This window comes from Microbacterium sp. Ru50 (assembly GCF_002920555.1).
GTDB lineage: Bacteria > Actinomycetota > Actinomycetes > Actinomycetales > Microbacteriaceae > Microbacterium > Microbacterium arborescens.
On sequence record NZ_PQSV01000001.1, the window covers coordinates 1,293,915 to 1,310,032 of the forward strand.

Below are 16,118 nucleotides of genomic sequence, written 5' to 3' on the forward strand. Positions count from 1 at the left end.
CGCGCTCAGACGTGCGGGTGGGTGCGTTCGAGCTTGGCGCCCTCGACGTCGACATCCGGCAGGATGCGGTCGAGCCACCGGGGCAGCCACCACGCGCCGCGCCCGATGAGGTGCATGAGTGCCGGCATGAGCAGCATCCGCACCACGAGCGCGTCGACGAGGATGCCGAAGGCGAGGCCGAAGCCCATCGAGCGGATGATCGTCGCCTCGGCGAAGATGAAGCCGCCGAACACCGACACCATGATGAGCGCAGCCGCGATGACGACAGACCGCCCGGCACGGAAGCCCTGCATGACCGCGAGGCGCGCCTCGGAGCCGTGCACGAAGGCTTCGCGCATCCCCGACGCGAGGAACAGCTGGTAGTCCATCGCGAGTCCGAAGAGGATGCCCACGAGGATCACCGGGAGGAAGTTCAGGATCGGGCCGGTGGTGTGCAGGCCGATGAGCTCGGCGCCCCACCCCCATTGGAAGACCGCGACGACGGCGCCGTAGGTGGCGAACAGCGACAGGATGAATCCTCCCGTCGCGATGAGGGGCACCACGAGCGAGCGGAAGACGACGATCATGATCACGAGCGAGAGCCCCACGACGACCGCGAGGTAGATCGGCAGGATGCCGACGAGGCCCTCGGAGATGTCGATGTTGATGGCGGCCTGCCCGGCGACGCCGAGCGCGTACTCGCCGTCGACGGGAGGCAGCGAGCGCAGGTCGCGCACCAGGTCCTCGGTCGCGACGCTGCTCGGCCCCTCGGTCGGGATCACCTGGAACGCGGCGATCGAACCGCTGTCGGAGACGGCGATCGGGGCCACGGCGCTCACGTGCTCGCGCCCGGCGATCGCTTCGGCCACCGCGACCTGCGCGCGCAGACGCCCGGCATCGTCGAGGCCCTCCGGCAGGCTCGCGGTCACGAGCAGCGGCGAGTTCGCGCCGGGACCGAACGCGTCCTCGGTGAGCTCGAACGCACGCTGGCCGTACGACCCCTCCGGCTCGGATGCGCCGTCGGGAAGTCCCACCCGCATCGACAGCGCCGGAACCGCGAGGGCGAGCAGGAGCCCCACCGAAACGACGGCGGTGGTGATCGCGCGCCAGGTCGGCATCGCGCGCGTCGGGGTCGTCACGGCGTCGGGGGCTCCGACGCGGGCGCGGGCACGGCGACCGAGCACGCGCATCCCCAGCAGACCGAGGAGCGCCGGCAGCAGCGTGATGGCGATCAGCACCGCGATGGCCACGCAGACGGCTCCCGCGGTTCCCATGAGGCCGAGGAACGGGATGCCGGTGATGTTGAGGGCGAGCAGGGCGACGACGACCGTCGACCCGGCGAACACGACGGCGTTGCCGGCGGTGCCGCCGGCGAGGCCGATGGACTCGTGGAGGTCGATCCCGCGCAGCAGCTGCTTGCGGTGGCGGTTGAGCACGAACAGGGCGTAGTCGATGCCGACCGCGAGCCCGAGCATCACACCGAGCACGGGCGTCACCGACGCCATCTGCACGACCCCCGACAGCGCGAGCACCCCGAGCACGCCCACACCCACGCCCACGATCGCGGTGACGAGCGGGAGGGCGGCGGCGATGAGGCTGCCGAGCATGACGAGGAGCACCACGGCGGCGACCGCGACGCCGACGGCCTCGCCGACGCCGAGGATCTTCGGCACGCCCTGCGAGATCTCGGTCGAGAAGCCCACCTCGACGCCATCGATCGGCTCGGCGGTGAAGTGCTCGACGACGGCGTCCTTCGCTTCCTGCGGCAGCTCGAGGCGCGGCAGGGTGAAGGCGACGTTCACGGTCGCGGTCGAGCCGTCCGGCGAGACCAGCGCGATGCCGTCGGCGAGGTCGAGCAGGCGCCCGCCGAGCTCGGCGGTCTCGGCCTGCGCCTCGAGCTCGGTCCGGCCGGCGTCGAGGGTCGCCTGCTGCTGCTCCAGCTCGGCGCGCCCGGCGTCGAGCTGGGCCTGCTGGGCATCGAGCGCCGCGAGCTGCTGGGCGGGGGCGCCGGCAGCCTCGAGCTGAGCCCGCGCGGCGTCGAGCTGGGCCTGGCCCGCCTCGAGCTGCGCCGTGCCCTGGTCGAGCTGCGCCTGTCCGGCGTCGAGCTGGTCGCGCGCGGACGAGATCTGAGTCTGGCCGTCGGCCAGCTGCTGGGCCTGCGCGGCTCGCTGCGCCTCGGCCTCGAACGGGTCGTTGACCGTCGCGACGTCGGGCAGATCGGTGGCGGAGGCGACGAGATCGGAGATCGCCGCCCGCTGGTCGTCGCTGAGAGCGCCGTCCTCGGCGTGGAACACGACGGTGCCTGCCGCGCCGGCGAAGTCGGGCAGCTCGTCGGCGAGCTGGTCGGTGACCTTCGATGACGCGGTCCCCGGGATGTCGAAGCTCGATGACAGCCCGCCGAAGCCGAGCGCGAAGGCGCCGCCGGCGATTCCCAGCACGGCGACCCAGGCGACGACGACGAGCCAAGCGCGACGCGCGGCCCCCTTGCTCAGGCGGTACAGCAGCTCGGCCATCGGCGACTCCTTCGGGATGCGGACGCCTTGACGAGACGCGACGTCTCGTCAACCCTAACCCGGGACCAGGACGTGCACGATCGCCCGGATGCTGTCGGGCGTCGGGGCGGCGCCCAGGAGCGCCTGCATCATCATCCAGCCCGCGACCGCATCGCCGATCTCGACCGCTGCGAGAGCAGGATCGCCGTGTGCGACCACGCGCGCCCGGATGCCGCCGTCGGCGCTCAGCCGGTCGCGCATGAGCTCACCGATCGCGGCATGCTCGGTCGCGGCGGCGACGAGCGACCGCAGCAGCAGACGTCCCTGCGGAGCGTCGAGGACGGTCCACACCCGCGACATCCACTCGGTCAGGTCGCGGCGGAGGTCCCCCGTGTCTCGCACCGCGAGCTGATGCCGGAAGATCATCCCCTCGAGCAGCGCTTCGGTGAGGATCGCGGCGCGAGACGGCCACCACCGATAGATCGTCTGCTTGCCGACGGCGGCGTGCCGGGCGATCGCCTCGATCGTGAGGTTCTCGTAGCCGCTCTGCGCGATGAGCTCGGCCGCGGCCGTCAGTACCGCCAGCCGAGCCTGTTCGCTGCGCCGCGGACCGGCCCGGTGCTCGTCCATCCCTCCACCGTAACGAGCCGGACGCTACGGTGGAGCCCATGCTCGCCGTGCTCGTCCTGGCCGACCACGACCTGGTCCGCCGCGGCGTCGCCGACCTGATCGACGCGGCGACGGGACTGCAGGTCGTCGCCGAGGCGGCCACCGCCCGTCAGGCGGCGGCGCGCGCAGAGGTGACACGGCCGGACGTCGCGATCATCGGATACCGGCTCGCCGACGGCGACGGCCCACAGGTGTGCCGCGCCCTGCGCGCGCTGGACCCTCACCTGCAGTGCATCGTCCTCAGCGCCGCGGACGACGACACGGCCCGCACCGCGAGCGCCGCCGCGGGCGCCGCGGCCTTCCTTCTCGAAGACGTCGCGGCGGGCGAGCTCGTCGAGGCCGTGCGCCGGGTCGGGTCGGGGCACCCGCTGAGCGCGACCCTGCGACCCGCCTCACCCCCGACGTCGCCGCCGGAGGCCCTCCCCCGCCGGCAGCGGGAGGTGCTCGCCCTGGTCGCGCGGGGGCTGTCGAACCGCGCCATCGCGATCGAGCTCGGTGTCGCCGAGAAGACGGTGAAGAACCACCTGACGGGGATCATGCGCACGCTCGGCGTCACGAGCCGTACGCAGGCCGCGCTGCGCGCGGCGCAACCCGAGCACGAATGAGCGAAGGCGCGGACCCCGGTGGGATCCGCGCCTTCGGCGGGGCGACTCGGTGTCAGACGAGCCACCGGAAGCGCTGCACGAGAGGCAGCTTCTTCCACATGGCGCCGAGGCCCCACGTGTCGCCGGCGTGGAGCACGGCGATCACGATAAGCGCGAGCGCGTAGACGATGTGGTAGTCGACGAGGGGGTTGGTGGATGCCGCGCCCCAGGCGAACGGCCACTCGGCCAGGTACATCAGCAGCATGACGAGGCTTCCGGCGACCGCGGCGACGCGGAGACCGATGCCCGACATGACGGCGACTCCGATGGCCAGCATGCCCGCCATGAACAGGACGTCGGCGAGCGGGCTCGCCATGCTCTGGAACCAGGGCTGGAGCGGTCCGGTCACGGCGGGGCTGTTGAGGAAGCCCTGCGCCGGGGTACCGCCGTTGATCCACGCCCGCTCGAACGGCGTCGAGAAACCGAGGCCGAGCAGCTTGTCGAGGAACGCCCAGAGGAAGATGAAGCCGGTCGCATAGCGCAGCGCAGCGAGGGTGCGGCGTCCGGTGAGCGAGGTCACGATCTCGTCCTGGCGGGCGATCGCCTGAGTGCGGGTCCGAGCCTCCGTGCGCGGGATGGCTGCGTGGACCGCGTGCGTGGTCATTTCTGTCTCCTTCGTTGTATGTGGTCTGACCACATAACTATCTCGCGTTCCCGGCGTCATGAATAGGGACCAAAGTCCCGATCCGCCCGCAGGGTCGCCCGCGCGTATCACCGCGTCGGACCGGGGACAATCCCCGCGCCCGGAGTACACGCCGCTGCTTAGGGTCGCGCCAGGAGGAGATATGAGCGACATCGAGGAACTCGCACGACGCGCACAGGAGACGGGCACCGTGATCGCCGTCGCGGAATCACTCACCTCGGGCAACCTCGCCGCGACGATCGGGGCCGCGGAGGGCGCGGGCGACTGGTTCGCCGGCGGGGTCGTGGCTTACCGGCTCGAGACGAAGCACCGGGTCCTGGACCTGGCCGAGGGCATCGATCCCTGCTCGCCGGAGTGCGCCGAGCAGCTGGCCCGGGCGGTGCGCGACCTCACGGGAGCCGACCTCGCGGTATCGGCGACCGGCGTCGGGGGCCCCGAGCCCCACGACGGGCACGAGCCGGGCACCGTCTACCTCGGGTGGAGTGACGGCGACGACACCGGGCACGTGCTGCTCGAACTCGACGGCGAGCCCGAGCAGGTCATCGACGGCAGCGTCAACGCGGCCCTCGGACTGCTCATCGATCGGATGCGACGCTGAGGGCGCTCGCCGATCAGGCCGTCGACAGCGGCGGCCGGTGCGCGATGGGGATCGGCTTGGTCGCAAGCGGCGACCCGGTGCGGCGCGACGCCGCGTGCCGCTCGGAGATGGCGAACGCCGCCTCGCCGATCGCGGCGAACGTCTCGGTTCCCGCGGTGCCGCACAGCCACACCACCTCGTACACGCCGTCGCGGCGTCGCTCGACGTAGGCGACGACGGCGGCGGCATCGGAGGACGGGCGAGCGGGATCGCATACCCGCCAGGCATCCTCGGCGATCTCGTCCCAGCGCAGTCCCGTGTGTTGCATGATCCGAGCCTGCGTCACGGCCCCGGCGGAACCCCAGGGCCTTGACAGCACGATCCGCGGATGCGTCAGCCGGCCGCGGCGCGACGGATCCGTTCGAGCGTGCGCAGCGTCGCCGACGTGCGGGCCTGATCCTCGTCGGGTGCCGCCGCACCGCCGACGAGCTCCACGAAGCGCGCGACCTCCCCGTCGAGGGTGTCGACCGCGGCGTCCGAGGTCCATTCCGACGACGCACCGGACGCGTCGATGCGCGTGATCCGACGCGGGCTGGCCAGATGATCGATCAGGAGCGTCGCGCTCTCGCCCTGGATCTCGCTCGGCCTGGCCGCCGTCGTGATCTTCGAGTAGCCGACATCGACGATCAGCCCGGGGTACTCCAGCACCGCGAGGCCCGCCCCGTCGGCACCGGTGGCGATGGTCACCGCCGACGCGGACACCCCCACGGGCTCGCCGAACAGGAGGACGGCGGCGTGCACACCGTAGACGCCGAGGTCTGCGAGCGCGCCGCCGCCCATCGCGGGATCGAAGATGTTGGGGGTCTCACCGGCGAGCACGGCGTCGTAACGCGAGGAGCGCTTGGCGTAGTGGAACGAGGCTCGGCGGAGGCTGCCGAGCGACGGGACGCGGTCGCGGACGGCGACGATGCCCGGGTCGTAGGCCGTGCGCATCGCCTCGATCAGCACCACCCCCGCCCGCCGGGAGCGGCCGACGAGATCGTCCCATTCGGCGGCGGAGCCGACCGCCGGCTTCTCGACGAGCACGTGCTTGCCCGCCGCGATCGCCGCCGCGACCTGTGGGCCGTGCGCGGAGTTCGGCGAGCCGATGTAGACCGCATCGACGCCGGGATCGGCGAGAGCGGCCTCTACGCTGCCGAACGCTCCCTCGACGCCGAGACGATCGGCATACGCGCGCGCCCTCGCGCCATCGCGCGATGACACAGCCACCACCTCGATACCGGGCGTGCGGGATGCCGCACCGATGAAGGCGTCGGTGATGACGCTCGTGCCGACGGTCGCGATCCGGATCATGCCCTCCAGCCTAGGAGGAGGTGACCGGGGCCTCGGGCTGCGTCAGTGGCGCCGGGTCGAGCGCAGCGTCTGCACCGCCTCGTCGAATCGCAGCGTCTGACGGAGTTCGACGGCGGCGGAGTACCAGGGGCCGCCGAGCGCCACGAACACGGCGCCCACGACGTCGATGTACCCGAGGATGACCTCGCCCTCGCGCACCTCGTAGCGATCGACGTCGACGAGCTCCCACCGCACGTCCGCCTCGGCGCTGGGGGCCTCGGGCCGCCGGGTGGGCAACTGACGCAGAGCGCCCGACGTGGCCAGCCTCACCGCGCTGGGCTTGCGGGCGATCGGTGACATATCCAAGACCATGACCACTCCCGTCGCTCTGCATCGAGTGTCCCGCCCCGGACCCACTGCACCTACCGGCTTGACAGAAGTTCACACGGGGTTTACACGGCGTCAACACGACCTACCTAGTTCGCCTAACTAACCGGAATTAGTTAGGCCGAACCGCGCCACTACCCTCGCGTCCGTGGGAACACTCGTTTACGGAAGCCAGGGGCGGACGTTCGACGTCGAGGACCGTCTGCTCGCTCACCTGCGGGTGGTCTTCATGAACAAGCTGCGTCGCAACGAGCCGTTCATGTTCCACCGCTCGACCGACAGCGGGCTGTTCAGCGTCTGGGTGCACCCGGCCGTTCCGATGGTGTTCCTCTTCAGCGGCAGCCGGCCGCCGACGATCAATCGGCACTGGGTCGAGGCCCTCATGCTCGAGGCCGGCGGAACGAACGGCCTGCGGGTGATCCCGGAGCCGGCGACCGCCGACGCCTGACGGCGTCGCCTGCCTCAGCGGCACTCCTCATCGACCGCGTCCGCGATCGCGTCGAGAAGCGTCGCCAGCTTCGCCGCGGTGTCCTCGTCGAGCCCGCGCGCGATGTCGCGGACGCGGAGCGTGAGCGGGTCGACGCCTTCGACATCGGCATTGCGGTCCGTCGGAACGACGTACTTGCTCCGGCCGTCGTCGGGATTGCGCTGGAAGGCGACCAGTCCCCCGTCGTGCAGGCGCTTGAGCATCGTGGTGGCCGTCGGCGTCGAGATGCCGAGCGTCGCGGCAATGTCGGTCGGTGTGACGCGCTTGCCGGCATCCGCGCTGTCGTACACGACGCGCATCGCCGCACGCGCGGTCTCGCTCGGACCGCAGTCGCTCTGGCGTCGCCGCGCCAGGCTGGCCTCGGCCAGTCGCAGCCGTTCGACCGCGCGTGCGACGGATTCGGGCTCGGACGCACCGGACACCATGGAACCTCCCGCAGACGTCGATGATGCCTCCACTGTAGAAGCGCCGAGAATCGGCGATCTGCGGCTTGACTCCGCCGCCCGGGGCCCGTAGTGCCCCCTCAGAGACGCGGCGAGAGGTCGGGACGCGTCCGCACCCCGAACTCGTGCCGCAGCGCGCTCAGGGCCGCCCACCAGCCGCCCAGCCCGTGAACGCCCGGTCCGGGGCTGGTCGACGAGGAGCACAGGTAGACGCCGTCCATAGGGGTTCGCCACGGGTCTCGCGCGAGCACGGGACGCGCGATCAGCTGATCGAGCGAGGGCACCCCGGCGGAGATGTCGCCGTCGGGATAGTTCAGATTGCGAGCGGCGACCTGCCGCGCCGTCTCGGAGTGAGTGGCGAGGATCGTCTCCCGAAAGCCCGGCGCGAAGCGCTCGATCTGCCGGACGATCGCCTCGGTGCGGTCGACCTCGCTGCCGGCGGGGACGTGCGTGTACGCCCACAGCGTGTGGTGTCCCGCCGGGGCACGGGTCTCGTCGAACAGCGACGGCTGGGCGACCAGGACGTAGGGCGCGTCGGGCAGACGCCCCTCCCGAACCGCGTTCTCGGACGCGGCGATCTCCGCCCGCGTGCCGCCGATGTGCACGGTGCCGCTGCGCGCGATCGCCGGATCGCGCCAGGGCACGGGCGCCGACAGAGCGAAGTCGACCTTCGCGACGGCGTCGCCGTAGCGGAAGCGCTCGAGTCGGCGGCGGTACCGGGCCGGCATCCGCTCCCCCGCCATCCCGATGAGGGCACGCGGAGTGACGTCGAGCAGGACGGCGCGGGCGGTGGGGAGCTCGTCGAGGGAGCGGATGCGGCGCCCCGCGAACAGCTCGCCCCCGTGGGCGCGGATGTCGTCGACCATCGCCTGGACGATGGCGCCGCTGCCGCCGATGGGGATCGGCCACCCGCGCGCATGACCGTAGGTGGCGAGGGTCAGCCCGCCACCGGCGGCTGCGAGACTCGGAAGGCCCAGGATCGTGTGAGCCGCGACACCGGACACCAGAGCCGGGGCGGCCTGCTCGCGGAACCGCAGGTTCCACGCGGCGCTCCCCTGCTCGAGTGTGCGCAGTCCGAACCAGGCCGCGGCGATCGGATCGCCGGGGACGCGCAGCAGCGAGCCACCGGTGAGGTCCGCGATGCCGCGCACGCGCTCGACGAGCGGCGCCATCAGCCGGGTGTACGCGCGGCCGTCGGCTCCGAGCCCCTCGGCCGTGCGATCGAGATCGCGGTAAGCCAGCGCTGCGCCACCGTCGAGAGGGTGCGCATACGACACCTCGGGCACGACGAACTCGACGCGGCGGCGCAGTCCGAACTCGCGGAAGAAGGCGGATTCGAAAGCGAGCGGGTGCACCGCCGAGCAGAGGTCGTGCCGGTAGCCCGGAAGCGTGATCTCGCCCGTCGCCGCCCCACCGCCGAAGTGGTCCTCCGCTTCGAACACCGCGACCGAGAGCCCGGAGCGCGCCAGGGTGACGGCCGCCGCCAGCCCGTTCGGCCCGGAGCCGACGACGACGGCGTCGTACTCCGCCGTCACCGTCCCGCGCCGCCCTCCGCGAGGTGCGCGAGCCTCCGCAGGGTCTCGGCGTTGCGGACGTGCAGCGGCAGGTCGAGCAGTGGTTGCGGGATGAATGATCCCGGCCCCTCCGCGGCCACCTCCTGAATGCGCACGACGCAATCGTCGCCGCGGGGCTTGACGTCGATGGTGATGTGGGCCTCGCCGATCGGCCAGCCGCGCGCTTGCATCACCATGCGGTGCGGCGGATCGAATTCGAGCACCGATGTGCTGTCGTCGATGACGAAGGGCCAGACCCCGAACGAATGGTGCAGGCGCGACCCCGTCTGAGGCCAAGCCGGACTGACGTCGCGCATGCGCGAAGCACCGACGACCCAGGCCGGGAAGAGCCAGCCGTCGTTCAGGACCGCGAAGACGTCCTCGGGGGCGCAGTGCATGAGCCGGACGTTACGCGACATGGCCGTCTCCTCTCCGGGGCGGAGTCACGGCTGCAGCACCACCTTGATGCAGCCGTCCTCCTTCTTCTGAAAAGTCTCGTAGAGGCCCGGCGCGTCGGTCAGCGGCGCGCGGTGGGTGGTCAGATCCATGACGCCGAGCGGGTCGGCGGGGTCTTCGACGAGAGGCAGCAGATCATCGATCCACCGCTTGACGTTGCATTGCCCCATCCGCAGGCTCAGCTGCTTGTCGAACATCGTCTTCATCGGCATCATGTCGGCCTCGCCGGCGTACACGCCGCTGATCGACACGGTGCCGCCGCGGCGGACGACGTCGATCGACGAGTGCAGTGCGGCCAGCCGGTCGAGCCCGCCGGTCTCCATGACCTTCTGGGCCAGGGCGTCGGGCAGCAGTCCCACCGCCTTGTGCACCGTCGAGACGGCGGGGTTGCCGTGGGCCTCCATGCCGACGGCATCCACGACCGCATCCACGCCGCGCCCGTCGGTGAGGTCGCGGAGCTCCTCGGCGACCGAATCGGTGAGGTCGAAGACGTCGGCACCGTGCCGCTCGGCCATCGCTCGGCGCTCGGCGACCGGATCGACCGCGAGCACGCGATAGCCGCGATGCACGCCGACGCGCGCGACGAACTGCCCGACGGGGCCGAGGCCCATGACCGCGAGAGTGCCGCCCTCGGGAACGTCGGCGTACGCCACGCCCTGCCACGCCGTCGGCAGGATGTCGCTGAGGAAGAGGTAGCGGTCGTCGGGAAGGTCGGAGCCGACGCGGATGTGGTTGTAGTCCGCGAGCGGGACCCGCAGGTACTCGGCCTGCCCTCCCGGGACCTGTCCGTACAGCTTCGTGTAGCCGAACAGCGAGGCGCCGCTGCCGTATTCGGTGACCTGCGTCGTCTCGCACTGCGACTGGAGGCCACGACGGCACATGAAGCAGTGCCCGCACGAGATGTTGAACGGCACGACGATGCGGTCGCCGACGGCGAGGTTCGTCACGGCAGACCCGACCTCGACGACGACACCCATCGGTTCGTGGCCGAGTACGTCACCGCTGTCGATGAACGGCCCGAAGATCTCGTAGAGGTGCAGGTCGGACCCGCAGATGGCCGTCGAGGTGATCCGCACGATCGCGTCGGTGGGCTCGAGGATCTCGGGGTCGGGCACGGTCTCGACGGAGACCTTCCGGCGTCCCTGCCAGGTGAGAGCCTTCATCGTGTCTCCTCCGGGTCGTCGCCGTCGGCTTCGGGCGTGCCGGGGCCGGGCCCGGGCCGCACGGCGGCGGTGTCGGCGATGTCGATGCGCGTGACGCCGTCGTGCTCGCTCGTCTCGATCCGCGGCGCGGCGTCGGCCTCGGTCGATCCGCCGGCTCGCAGCAGTTCCTCGCGGCGGGCGTCTTCGTCGGTCAGGGATTCGGATGCGTCGGACATGGGGCGACCGTAAGCACGTCCGCCCGGCCGGAGCGAGGGGATGGCGAGGGCCGGACAAGCGTGGTAGCCAGAGACGACAAGCCCATCCCGGAAGGAGACCGCCGATGTCACGAGACGACGCGAAGCCCAGTCAGGCCGAAGGTGCCGACCCCGAACACCCCGACACGGGCGAAGCCCCGGAAGAGGCGACGGGACACCCCTCGCAGGCCGAGGGCGAAGACAGCTGACACCACGACGGAGGGGCCGGCGTCGCACCTGATGCGAGCCGGCCCCTCCGTCGTCGTGCGCCCGGAGCGTCGTTCGAGATCAGGCGCTGCGTTCCGCGACATCGTCGAGAGCGGACGCGAGGAGGTCCACGACCTCGGCCGCGATGGCGGCACGCTCCGCGTCGAGCTCGTCGATGACGGTCACGATCGCCTGGTGATGGGCGGCGAAGGCGGCATCCACTCGCTCGACCGCCTCCGGGGTCGGAACGAGGTAGTGCGCGCGTCGGTCGGTGGGGTGCTGAACGCGCTCGACCAGCCCCTTCGAGGCCAGACGCTCGACGACGTTGGTCACGGTGGCGCTCGAGGTGGCGAGCATGACGATGAGGTCCTTCGGGCCCAGATCGCGGCCGTCGCGGTGGCCCTGGACGAGGTATCGCAAGGCGGTCAGGTCGATCGCCGACAGCTCGGATGCCCGGACGGCGAGCCCGGCCTGCACCTGCTCGGCGCGTCGCAGGCGCAGCACGGCGTCGCTCAGGCGACGGCCGACCTCTTCGCGAGGTTGGTCCGCGTAGAGATGGAGTCCTTCGTGCAGGACGACGTTTCGAGGCATCGGGTTGCCACCTCCTCCGACAGCATCCTAGAACACTAGCCCGGCTTGACAGATTCTGTCTTTCACAGATGGTGAGATACATAGGATCTAAGAATTGACAGGAAGTGTCTTGTCTGGCTAGATACTTAATGAGGGAACCAACACTTCCCTCGCTCATCGACGATCTCAGGAGGACAGCATGGGACAGCTCCACTACGGAAACTCCGACACCCGAATCGAGATCCCGGATCGCCTGCTCGCGCACCTGAAGGTCGTCATCGCGACGAAGCTCCGGCGCAACGAGAGCTTCATGATGTCGTGGACGTCCGACGAGGGCCGTTCATCGATCTGGCTGCAGCCGTCCATCCCCCTGCGCTTCGTCTTCGAGAGCGCGGACATGGAGATCCTGAACCCCGCTGCCGTCCGCGACCTCGCCAATGCCGCGACCTCGTCGGCCGGCCTGATGGTCGCCCTCGACCAGGAGATCCCCGAGGCCCCGCAGCGCGAGCTGCGCCCGGTCACCGCCGGGGTGCCGCGACTGAAGGTCCCGGCGTAACCCGGACCGAACACTTCACGCCGTCGTCGGTCGTTCCTATAATCGGAACGTCCGGCGGCGGCGTTGCCGTCGGTGCTCGAAAAATGGGCACGAAGCGGCACCCGCGCGTGAGACACATACGGCCTCGATCACCGTTCCGTCTCGAAAGGCATCGCCATGCCCTCCGTCTCCGCGCACGTCTCCGCTGCCCTCTCCCGACACGTCTCGCACGTCTTCGGGGTGATGGGAAACGGCAACGCCCACCTGCTCGACGCACTGGAGCGCTCACCCGGGGTCGCCTTCACCGCCCTCCGGCATGAGGCGGGCGGCGTGGTCGCCGCCGACGCCCACTACCGCGCCGGCGGAGGTCTCGCGGCCGCCACCGCGACGTACGGCGCGGGGTTCACGAACACGCTGACACCACTGGCCGAAGCGGCCCAGGCCCGCACCCCGCTGGTCCTGGTCGTCGGCGATGCACCCACGTCGGGACCGCGCCCGTGGGACGTCGACCAGATCGCCCTCGCGTCGGCCGTCGGGGTCCGCACCTACACGGTGGGACGGACGGATGCCGCCGCCACCACCGTCATCGCGATCGAGCACGCCCTGGCCTACTCCTCCCCCGTCGTCCTCGCGATCCCCTACGACGTCGCGAAGGCCGACGCCGGCCCCCTCACCGAGACGCCCGAGCCGCGACGCGCCCCCGAGCTCGCTCCCGCCACGCCGTTCGCGACCGGAACCGTCAGTCAGATCGCGCGCGCGCTCGCCAGCGCGCAGCGCCCCCTCCTCCTCGCCGGCCGAGGCGCCTGGCTCGCCGGAGCGGGGCCCGCGCTCGGCGCTCTCGCCGACGCCACCTCAGCGGTGACCGCGACCACCGCGCTCGGGCGCGGGCTCTTCCCGCGGGAGGAGTTCGACCTCGGGGTCACCGGCGGTTTCGGCGCCGAGAATGCGATGTCGCTCATCCGCGAAGCGGATGTCGTGGTCGTCGTCGGCGCGTCGCTGAACCAGTTCACGATGCGATTCGGAGCCCTGTTCGCCCCCGGGACGACGGTCGCGCAGATCGACACGGCCCCCACGGCGACGCATCCGCACGTCGGGCTCTATCTGCGCGCCGACGCGGCGCTCGCCACCCGGGCGATCGCCGACGAGCTCACCGCGATCGGCGCTGCGGCCAGCGGATGGCGCGAGTCGGTCGACATCGTCGCCCTGCGCGACCACCACCCCGGCGATGCACTCGCCCCCGACGGGCGCCTCGATCCGCGATCGGCCGCGCGGCGGATCGGGGAGCTGCTGCCCGCGGACCGCGTCGTCGTATCGGACGGCGGCCACTTCATCGGCTGGGCCAACATGTACTGGCCCGTGTCGTCGCCCGACCGGATGATGATGGTCGGCACCGCTTACCAGTCGATCGGTCTCGGCTTCCCCTCCGTGCCCGGTGCGGCACGCGCCCGCCCCGACGCGACGATCGTGCTGACGACGGGCGACGGCGGCGGCCTCATGGCCGTCAGCGACCTGGAGTCCGCCGTGCGGGTGGCGGGAGGCCACGGCCTCGCGGTCGTCTGGAACGATCGCGCGTACGGCGCCGAGGTCCACCTCTACGGCGCACAGGGCCTCGCGCCCGCACCCATGCTCATTCCCGAGGTCGACTTCGCCGCGCTGTGCCGCGCTGTGGGCGGCGAGGGCGTCGTCGTGCGAACAATCGACGACCTCGAAGCCCTCGCCCGGTGGCGCGACCGGCCCGCAGATGAGCGTCCGTTCCTCCTGCTCGACCTGCGGGTGTCGGCGCAGATCCGCGCCCCGTACCAGGAGGAGATCCTGCGTGTGAACTCCTAGCGCGGCCTCCTAGCGCGGCAGGAGGGCTCCCGCGAAGAAGGCCGCGAGCTCGTCCGTCGCCGTCAGGGGCAGCACGGCAGCGACGTACTGATCGGGGCGGACGACCACGACGACGCCGTCGCGGGAGAGTCCCCGCTCCTCGAAGATGTCGGAATCATGCCACGCGCTCGGTGCCGCGGCGTACACCTTCTCCCAGTCCGTCAGACCGAGCGGACCGGTACGGGGGCGGAAGATGTCAGGCACGAGCGGCAGCTCGACGTCGTCGTACCGCTGCTGGTACACGACCTTGACGTCGAACACCGCGTCCACGTCCGCGCCCGCCGGGGTGTGCACGGACACCGGCGACGCGGGCGACGCGAGCCACCGCGCGAAGTCGCCGAGGGCGGACGGGGCGCCCGGCAGCGGGGCATCGGCGAACGCGTAGACACGCCACCGCCCGTCCGCCCGGGCATGGTGACCGAGGTGCACGGCGTTGCCGTCGGCGACGCGAGCGACTTCGACGGACGCGAATCGCATGCCGATCGGAAAGCCGGAAGCGAGGTCCTGGTGCGTGGCGTCGGCGACGATCGCCGACGGGGCGTACCGGGTGCGGAAGCCGGAGGGGAACTCCGCCGTCGCCAGGTAATGGGTCGCGAGATCCTGCGGATCGGTGATCTCCTCGGGCTTGCGCGCCATGAGGGCCGACCACTCCCGGTCGAAGTCGATCAGCTGCTGCGCGACGGGCCGGCGCTCGGCTCCGTAGGTCGACAGCAGCGAGGGCGCCGCCAGACCCGTCAGGACGTGACCGAGCTTCCACCCGAGATTGAACCCGTCCTGCATCGAGACGTTCATCCCCTGCCCGGCTTTCGCGCTGTGGGTATGGCAGGCGTCGCCGGTGAGGAACACGCGCGGCGCACGCGGGGCGCCCGCCGGGACATCGTCGAAGCCGTCGGTGACGCGGTGCCCGACCTCGTAGACGCTGTGCCAGGCGACTTCCTTCACATCGATCGAGTAGGGATGCAGGATCGCGTTGGCACGCCGGATGATCTCGTCGATCGGCGTCTGCCGCACGCGGTGATCGTCGTCGGGGGCGACCTCGCCGAGATCGATGTACATGCGGCTGAGGTAGCCGCCCTCGCGCGGGATGTGCAGGATGTTGCCCACCGCCGAGTTGATCGCGCACTTGATGCGCCAGTCGGGGAAGTCGGTGTTGACCAGCACGTCCATGACACCCCAGGCGTGCGCCGAGGCCGCCCCGACGTGGACCCGGCCGATCGCGTCGCGCACGCGGCTGCGCGCGCCGTCGCACCCCGCGACGTACTTGGCGCGGATCGTGCGCTCCTCCCCCGCCCGAGCGCCCGCGATGTGACGCACGCGCACCTCGACGGGGAAGTCCCCCTCGTCACCGACGGTCAGCCCGAGGAACTCGATGCCGTAGTCGGGGACGACGCGCCCCGGCCCGTGCGCCGCGGCCTCGGCGAAGTAGTCGAGCACGCGCGCCTGGTTGACGATCAGGTGCGGGAACTCGCTCATCCGCAGCGCGTAGTCCTCCGTGCGCATGGTGCGCACGATGCGCGCCGGATCGTCGGGGTCGGGCGCCCAGAAGTTCATCCAGCCGATGTTGTAGGCCTCGGCGATGATCCGCTCGGCGAACCCGAACGCCTGGAAGGTCTCGACGCTGCGCGGCTGGATGCCGTCGGCCTGACCCAGTTCGAGTCGCCCCTCGCGGCGTTCGATCAGCCGCACGTCGACATCGGGGAACTGCGACAGCTGCGCGGCCAGCAGCATCCCCGCAGGCCCCGAGCCGACGATGAGGACGTCGGTCTGGTCGGGCAGCTCGGCGGGGCGATGCAGCCCGCGACCGGCCGCGGGCTGCACACGCGGATCTCCCGAGACGTAGCCGTGATGATGGAACTGCATCGTGTCCTCCTGGCCACCG

The 16,118-nt window shown here is 71.2% G+C and carries 19 protein-coding genes; 6 read left to right on the forward strand and 13 right to left on the reverse strand.

Annotated elements, in window-relative coordinates:
* Positions 1-5: 5 nt before the first annotated feature.
* A complete protein-coding gene (locus C3481_RS06220) occupies positions 6-2,492 on the reverse strand; it encodes an MMPL family transporter (RefSeq protein WP_071918491.1) in 2,487 nt (828 codons plus the stop codon).
* Positions 2,493-2,546: 54 nt separating this feature from the next.
* Positions 2,547-3,101, reverse strand: coding sequence for a TetR/AcrR family transcriptional regulator (locus C3481_RS06225; RefSeq protein ID WP_036304668.1), 555 nt, complete (start codon positions 3,099-3,101; stop codon positions 2,547-2,549).
* Positions 3,102-3,139: 38 nt separating this feature from the next.
* Between C3481_RS06225 and C3481_RS06230 the strand changes: the two genes are divergently transcribed.
* On the forward strand, positions 3,140-3,745 hold the full coding sequence (locus tag C3481_RS06230) for a response regulator transcription factor (protein WP_103841220.1): 606 nt from the start codon (positions 3,140-3,142) through the stop codon (positions 3,743-3,745).
* 52 nt (positions 3,746-3,797) lie between these two features.
* Here C3481_RS06230 and C3481_RS06235 read toward each other — a convergent pair whose 3' ends face one another.
* Positions 3,798-4,388, reverse strand: coding sequence for a DoxX protein (locus C3481_RS06235; RefSeq protein WP_023952370.1), 591 nt, complete (start codon positions 4,386-4,388; stop codon positions 3,798-3,800).
* A 181-nt stretch (positions 4,389-4,569) separates the two neighbouring features.
* Here C3481_RS06235 and C3481_RS06240 point away from each other — a divergent pair, with 181 nt between their 5' ends.
* Complete coding sequence (locus C3481_RS06240) at positions 4,570-5,025, forward strand: CinA family protein (RefSeq protein WP_023952372.1); 456 nt, start codon at positions 4,570-4,572, stop codon at positions 5,023-5,025.
* A gap of 13 nt (positions 5,026-5,038) precedes the next feature.
* Here the strand turns inward: C3481_RS06240 and C3481_RS06245 are convergent, their stop codons facing one another.
* The 3 genes from C3481_RS06245 to C3481_RS06255 all read right to left on the reverse strand — a co-directional run bounded on the left by C3481_RS06245 (position 5,039) and on the right by C3481_RS06255 (position 6,696).
* Positions 5,039-5,332 carry a dienelactone hydrolase gene (locus C3481_RS06245; RefSeq protein WP_023952374.1) on the reverse strand — a complete coding sequence of 98 codons (294 nt, stop codon included), beginning with the start codon at positions 5,330-5,332 and terminating at the stop codon, positions 5,039-5,041.
* 65 nt (positions 5,333-5,397) lie between these two features.
* The gene (locus tag C3481_RS06250; protein WP_064956150.1) at positions 5,398-6,357 is read right to left on the reverse strand and encodes a Gfo/Idh/MocA family protein; all 960 of its coding nucleotides are present in this window, start codon (positions 6,355-6,357) and stop codon (positions 5,398-5,400) included.
* A 42-nt stretch (positions 6,358-6,399) separates the two neighbouring features.
* Positions 6,400-6,696 carry a hypothetical protein gene (locus C3481_RS06255; protein WP_052007611.1) on the reverse strand — a complete coding sequence of 99 codons (297 nt, stop codon included), beginning with the start codon at positions 6,694-6,696 and terminating at the stop codon, positions 6,400-6,402.
* Positions 6,697-6,871: 175 nt separating this feature from the next.
* Here C3481_RS06255 and C3481_RS06260 point away from each other — a divergent pair, with 175 nt between their 5' ends.
* Entirely contained in the window at positions 6,872-7,171 is a 300-nt protein-coding gene (locus tag C3481_RS06260) for a hypothetical protein (protein WP_023952380.1), read from the forward strand.
* Between the two features lie 14 nt (positions 7,172-7,185).
* Here the strand turns inward: C3481_RS06260 and C3481_RS06265 are convergent, their stop codons facing one another.
* The 5 genes from C3481_RS06265 to C3481_RS06285 all read right to left on the reverse strand — a co-directional run bounded on the left by C3481_RS06265 (position 7,186) and on the right by C3481_RS06285 (position 11,040).
* Positions 7,186-7,635 (reverse strand): MarR family winged helix-turn-helix transcriptional regulator, encoded by a 450-nt coding sequence (locus tag C3481_RS06265; RefSeq protein WP_023952381.1) that lies wholly within the window; start codon positions 7,633-7,635, stop codon positions 7,186-7,188.
* Between the two features lie 98 nt (positions 7,636-7,733).
* Positions 7,734-9,188 carry an NAD(P)/FAD-dependent oxidoreductase gene (locus tag C3481_RS06270; RefSeq protein WP_064956151.1) on the reverse strand — a complete coding sequence of 485 codons (1,455 nt, stop codon included), beginning with the start codon at positions 9,186-9,188 and terminating at the stop codon, positions 7,734-7,736.
* Complete coding sequence (locus tag C3481_RS06275; protein ID WP_064956152.1) at positions 9,185-9,625, reverse strand: SRPBCC family protein; 441 nt, start codon at positions 9,623-9,625, stop codon at positions 9,185-9,187. Before C3481_RS06275 ends, C3481_RS06270 begins: the two co-directional genes overlap by 4 nt.
* A gap of 24 nt (positions 9,626-9,649) precedes the next feature.
* The gene (locus C3481_RS06280; protein WP_103841222.1) at positions 9,650-10,825 is read right to left on the reverse strand and encodes a zinc-dependent alcohol dehydrogenase; all 1,176 of its coding nucleotides are present in this window, start codon (positions 10,823-10,825) and stop codon (positions 9,650-9,652) included.
* Positions 10,822-11,040, reverse strand: coding sequence for a 5'-nucleotidase/2',3'-cyclic phosphodiesterase (locus C3481_RS06285; protein ID WP_023952385.1), 219 nt, complete (start codon positions 11,038-11,040; stop codon positions 10,822-10,824). Before C3481_RS06285 ends, C3481_RS06280 begins: the two co-directional genes overlap by 4 nt.
* A 104-nt stretch (positions 11,041-11,144) precedes the next feature.
* On the opposite strand from C3481_RS06285, the gene C3481_RS16730 reads away from it, so the two are divergent.
* On the forward strand, positions 11,145-11,267 hold the full coding sequence (locus C3481_RS16730) for a hypothetical protein (protein WP_023952386.1): 123 nt from the start codon (positions 11,145-11,147) through the stop codon (positions 11,265-11,267).
* A 79-nt stretch (positions 11,268-11,346) separates the two neighbouring features.
* Here the strand turns inward: C3481_RS16730 and C3481_RS06290 are convergent, their stop codons facing one another.
* The gene (locus C3481_RS06290) at positions 11,347-11,856 is read right to left on the reverse strand and encodes a MarR family winged helix-turn-helix transcriptional regulator (RefSeq protein WP_023952387.1); all 510 of its coding nucleotides are present in this window, start codon (positions 11,854-11,856) and stop codon (positions 11,347-11,349) included.
* Positions 11,857-12,034: 178 nt separating this feature from the next.
* Here C3481_RS06290 and C3481_RS06295 point away from each other — a divergent pair, with 178 nt between their 5' ends.
* Both C3481_RS06295 and C3481_RS06300 read left to right on the forward strand, forming a co-directional pair.
* The gene (locus C3481_RS06295) at positions 12,035-12,391 is read left to right on the forward strand and encodes a hypothetical protein (protein ID WP_023952389.1); all 357 of its coding nucleotides are present in this window, start codon (positions 12,035-12,037) and stop codon (positions 12,389-12,391) included.
* Positions 12,392-12,547: 156 nt separating this feature from the next.
* Positions 12,548-14,200 (forward strand): thiamine pyrophosphate-binding protein, encoded by a 1,653-nt coding sequence (locus C3481_RS06300; RefSeq protein WP_103841224.1) that lies wholly within the window; start codon positions 12,548-12,550, stop codon positions 14,198-14,200.
* 9 nt (positions 14,201-14,209) lie between these two features.
* On the opposite strand, the gene C3481_RS06305 is transcribed toward C3481_RS06300, so the two are convergent.
* Positions 14,210-16,099 (reverse strand): FAD-dependent monooxygenase, encoded by a 1,890-nt coding sequence (locus tag C3481_RS06305; protein WP_103841226.1) that lies wholly within the window; start codon positions 16,097-16,099, stop codon positions 14,210-14,212.
* Positions 16,100-16,118 lie beyond the last annotated feature (19 nt).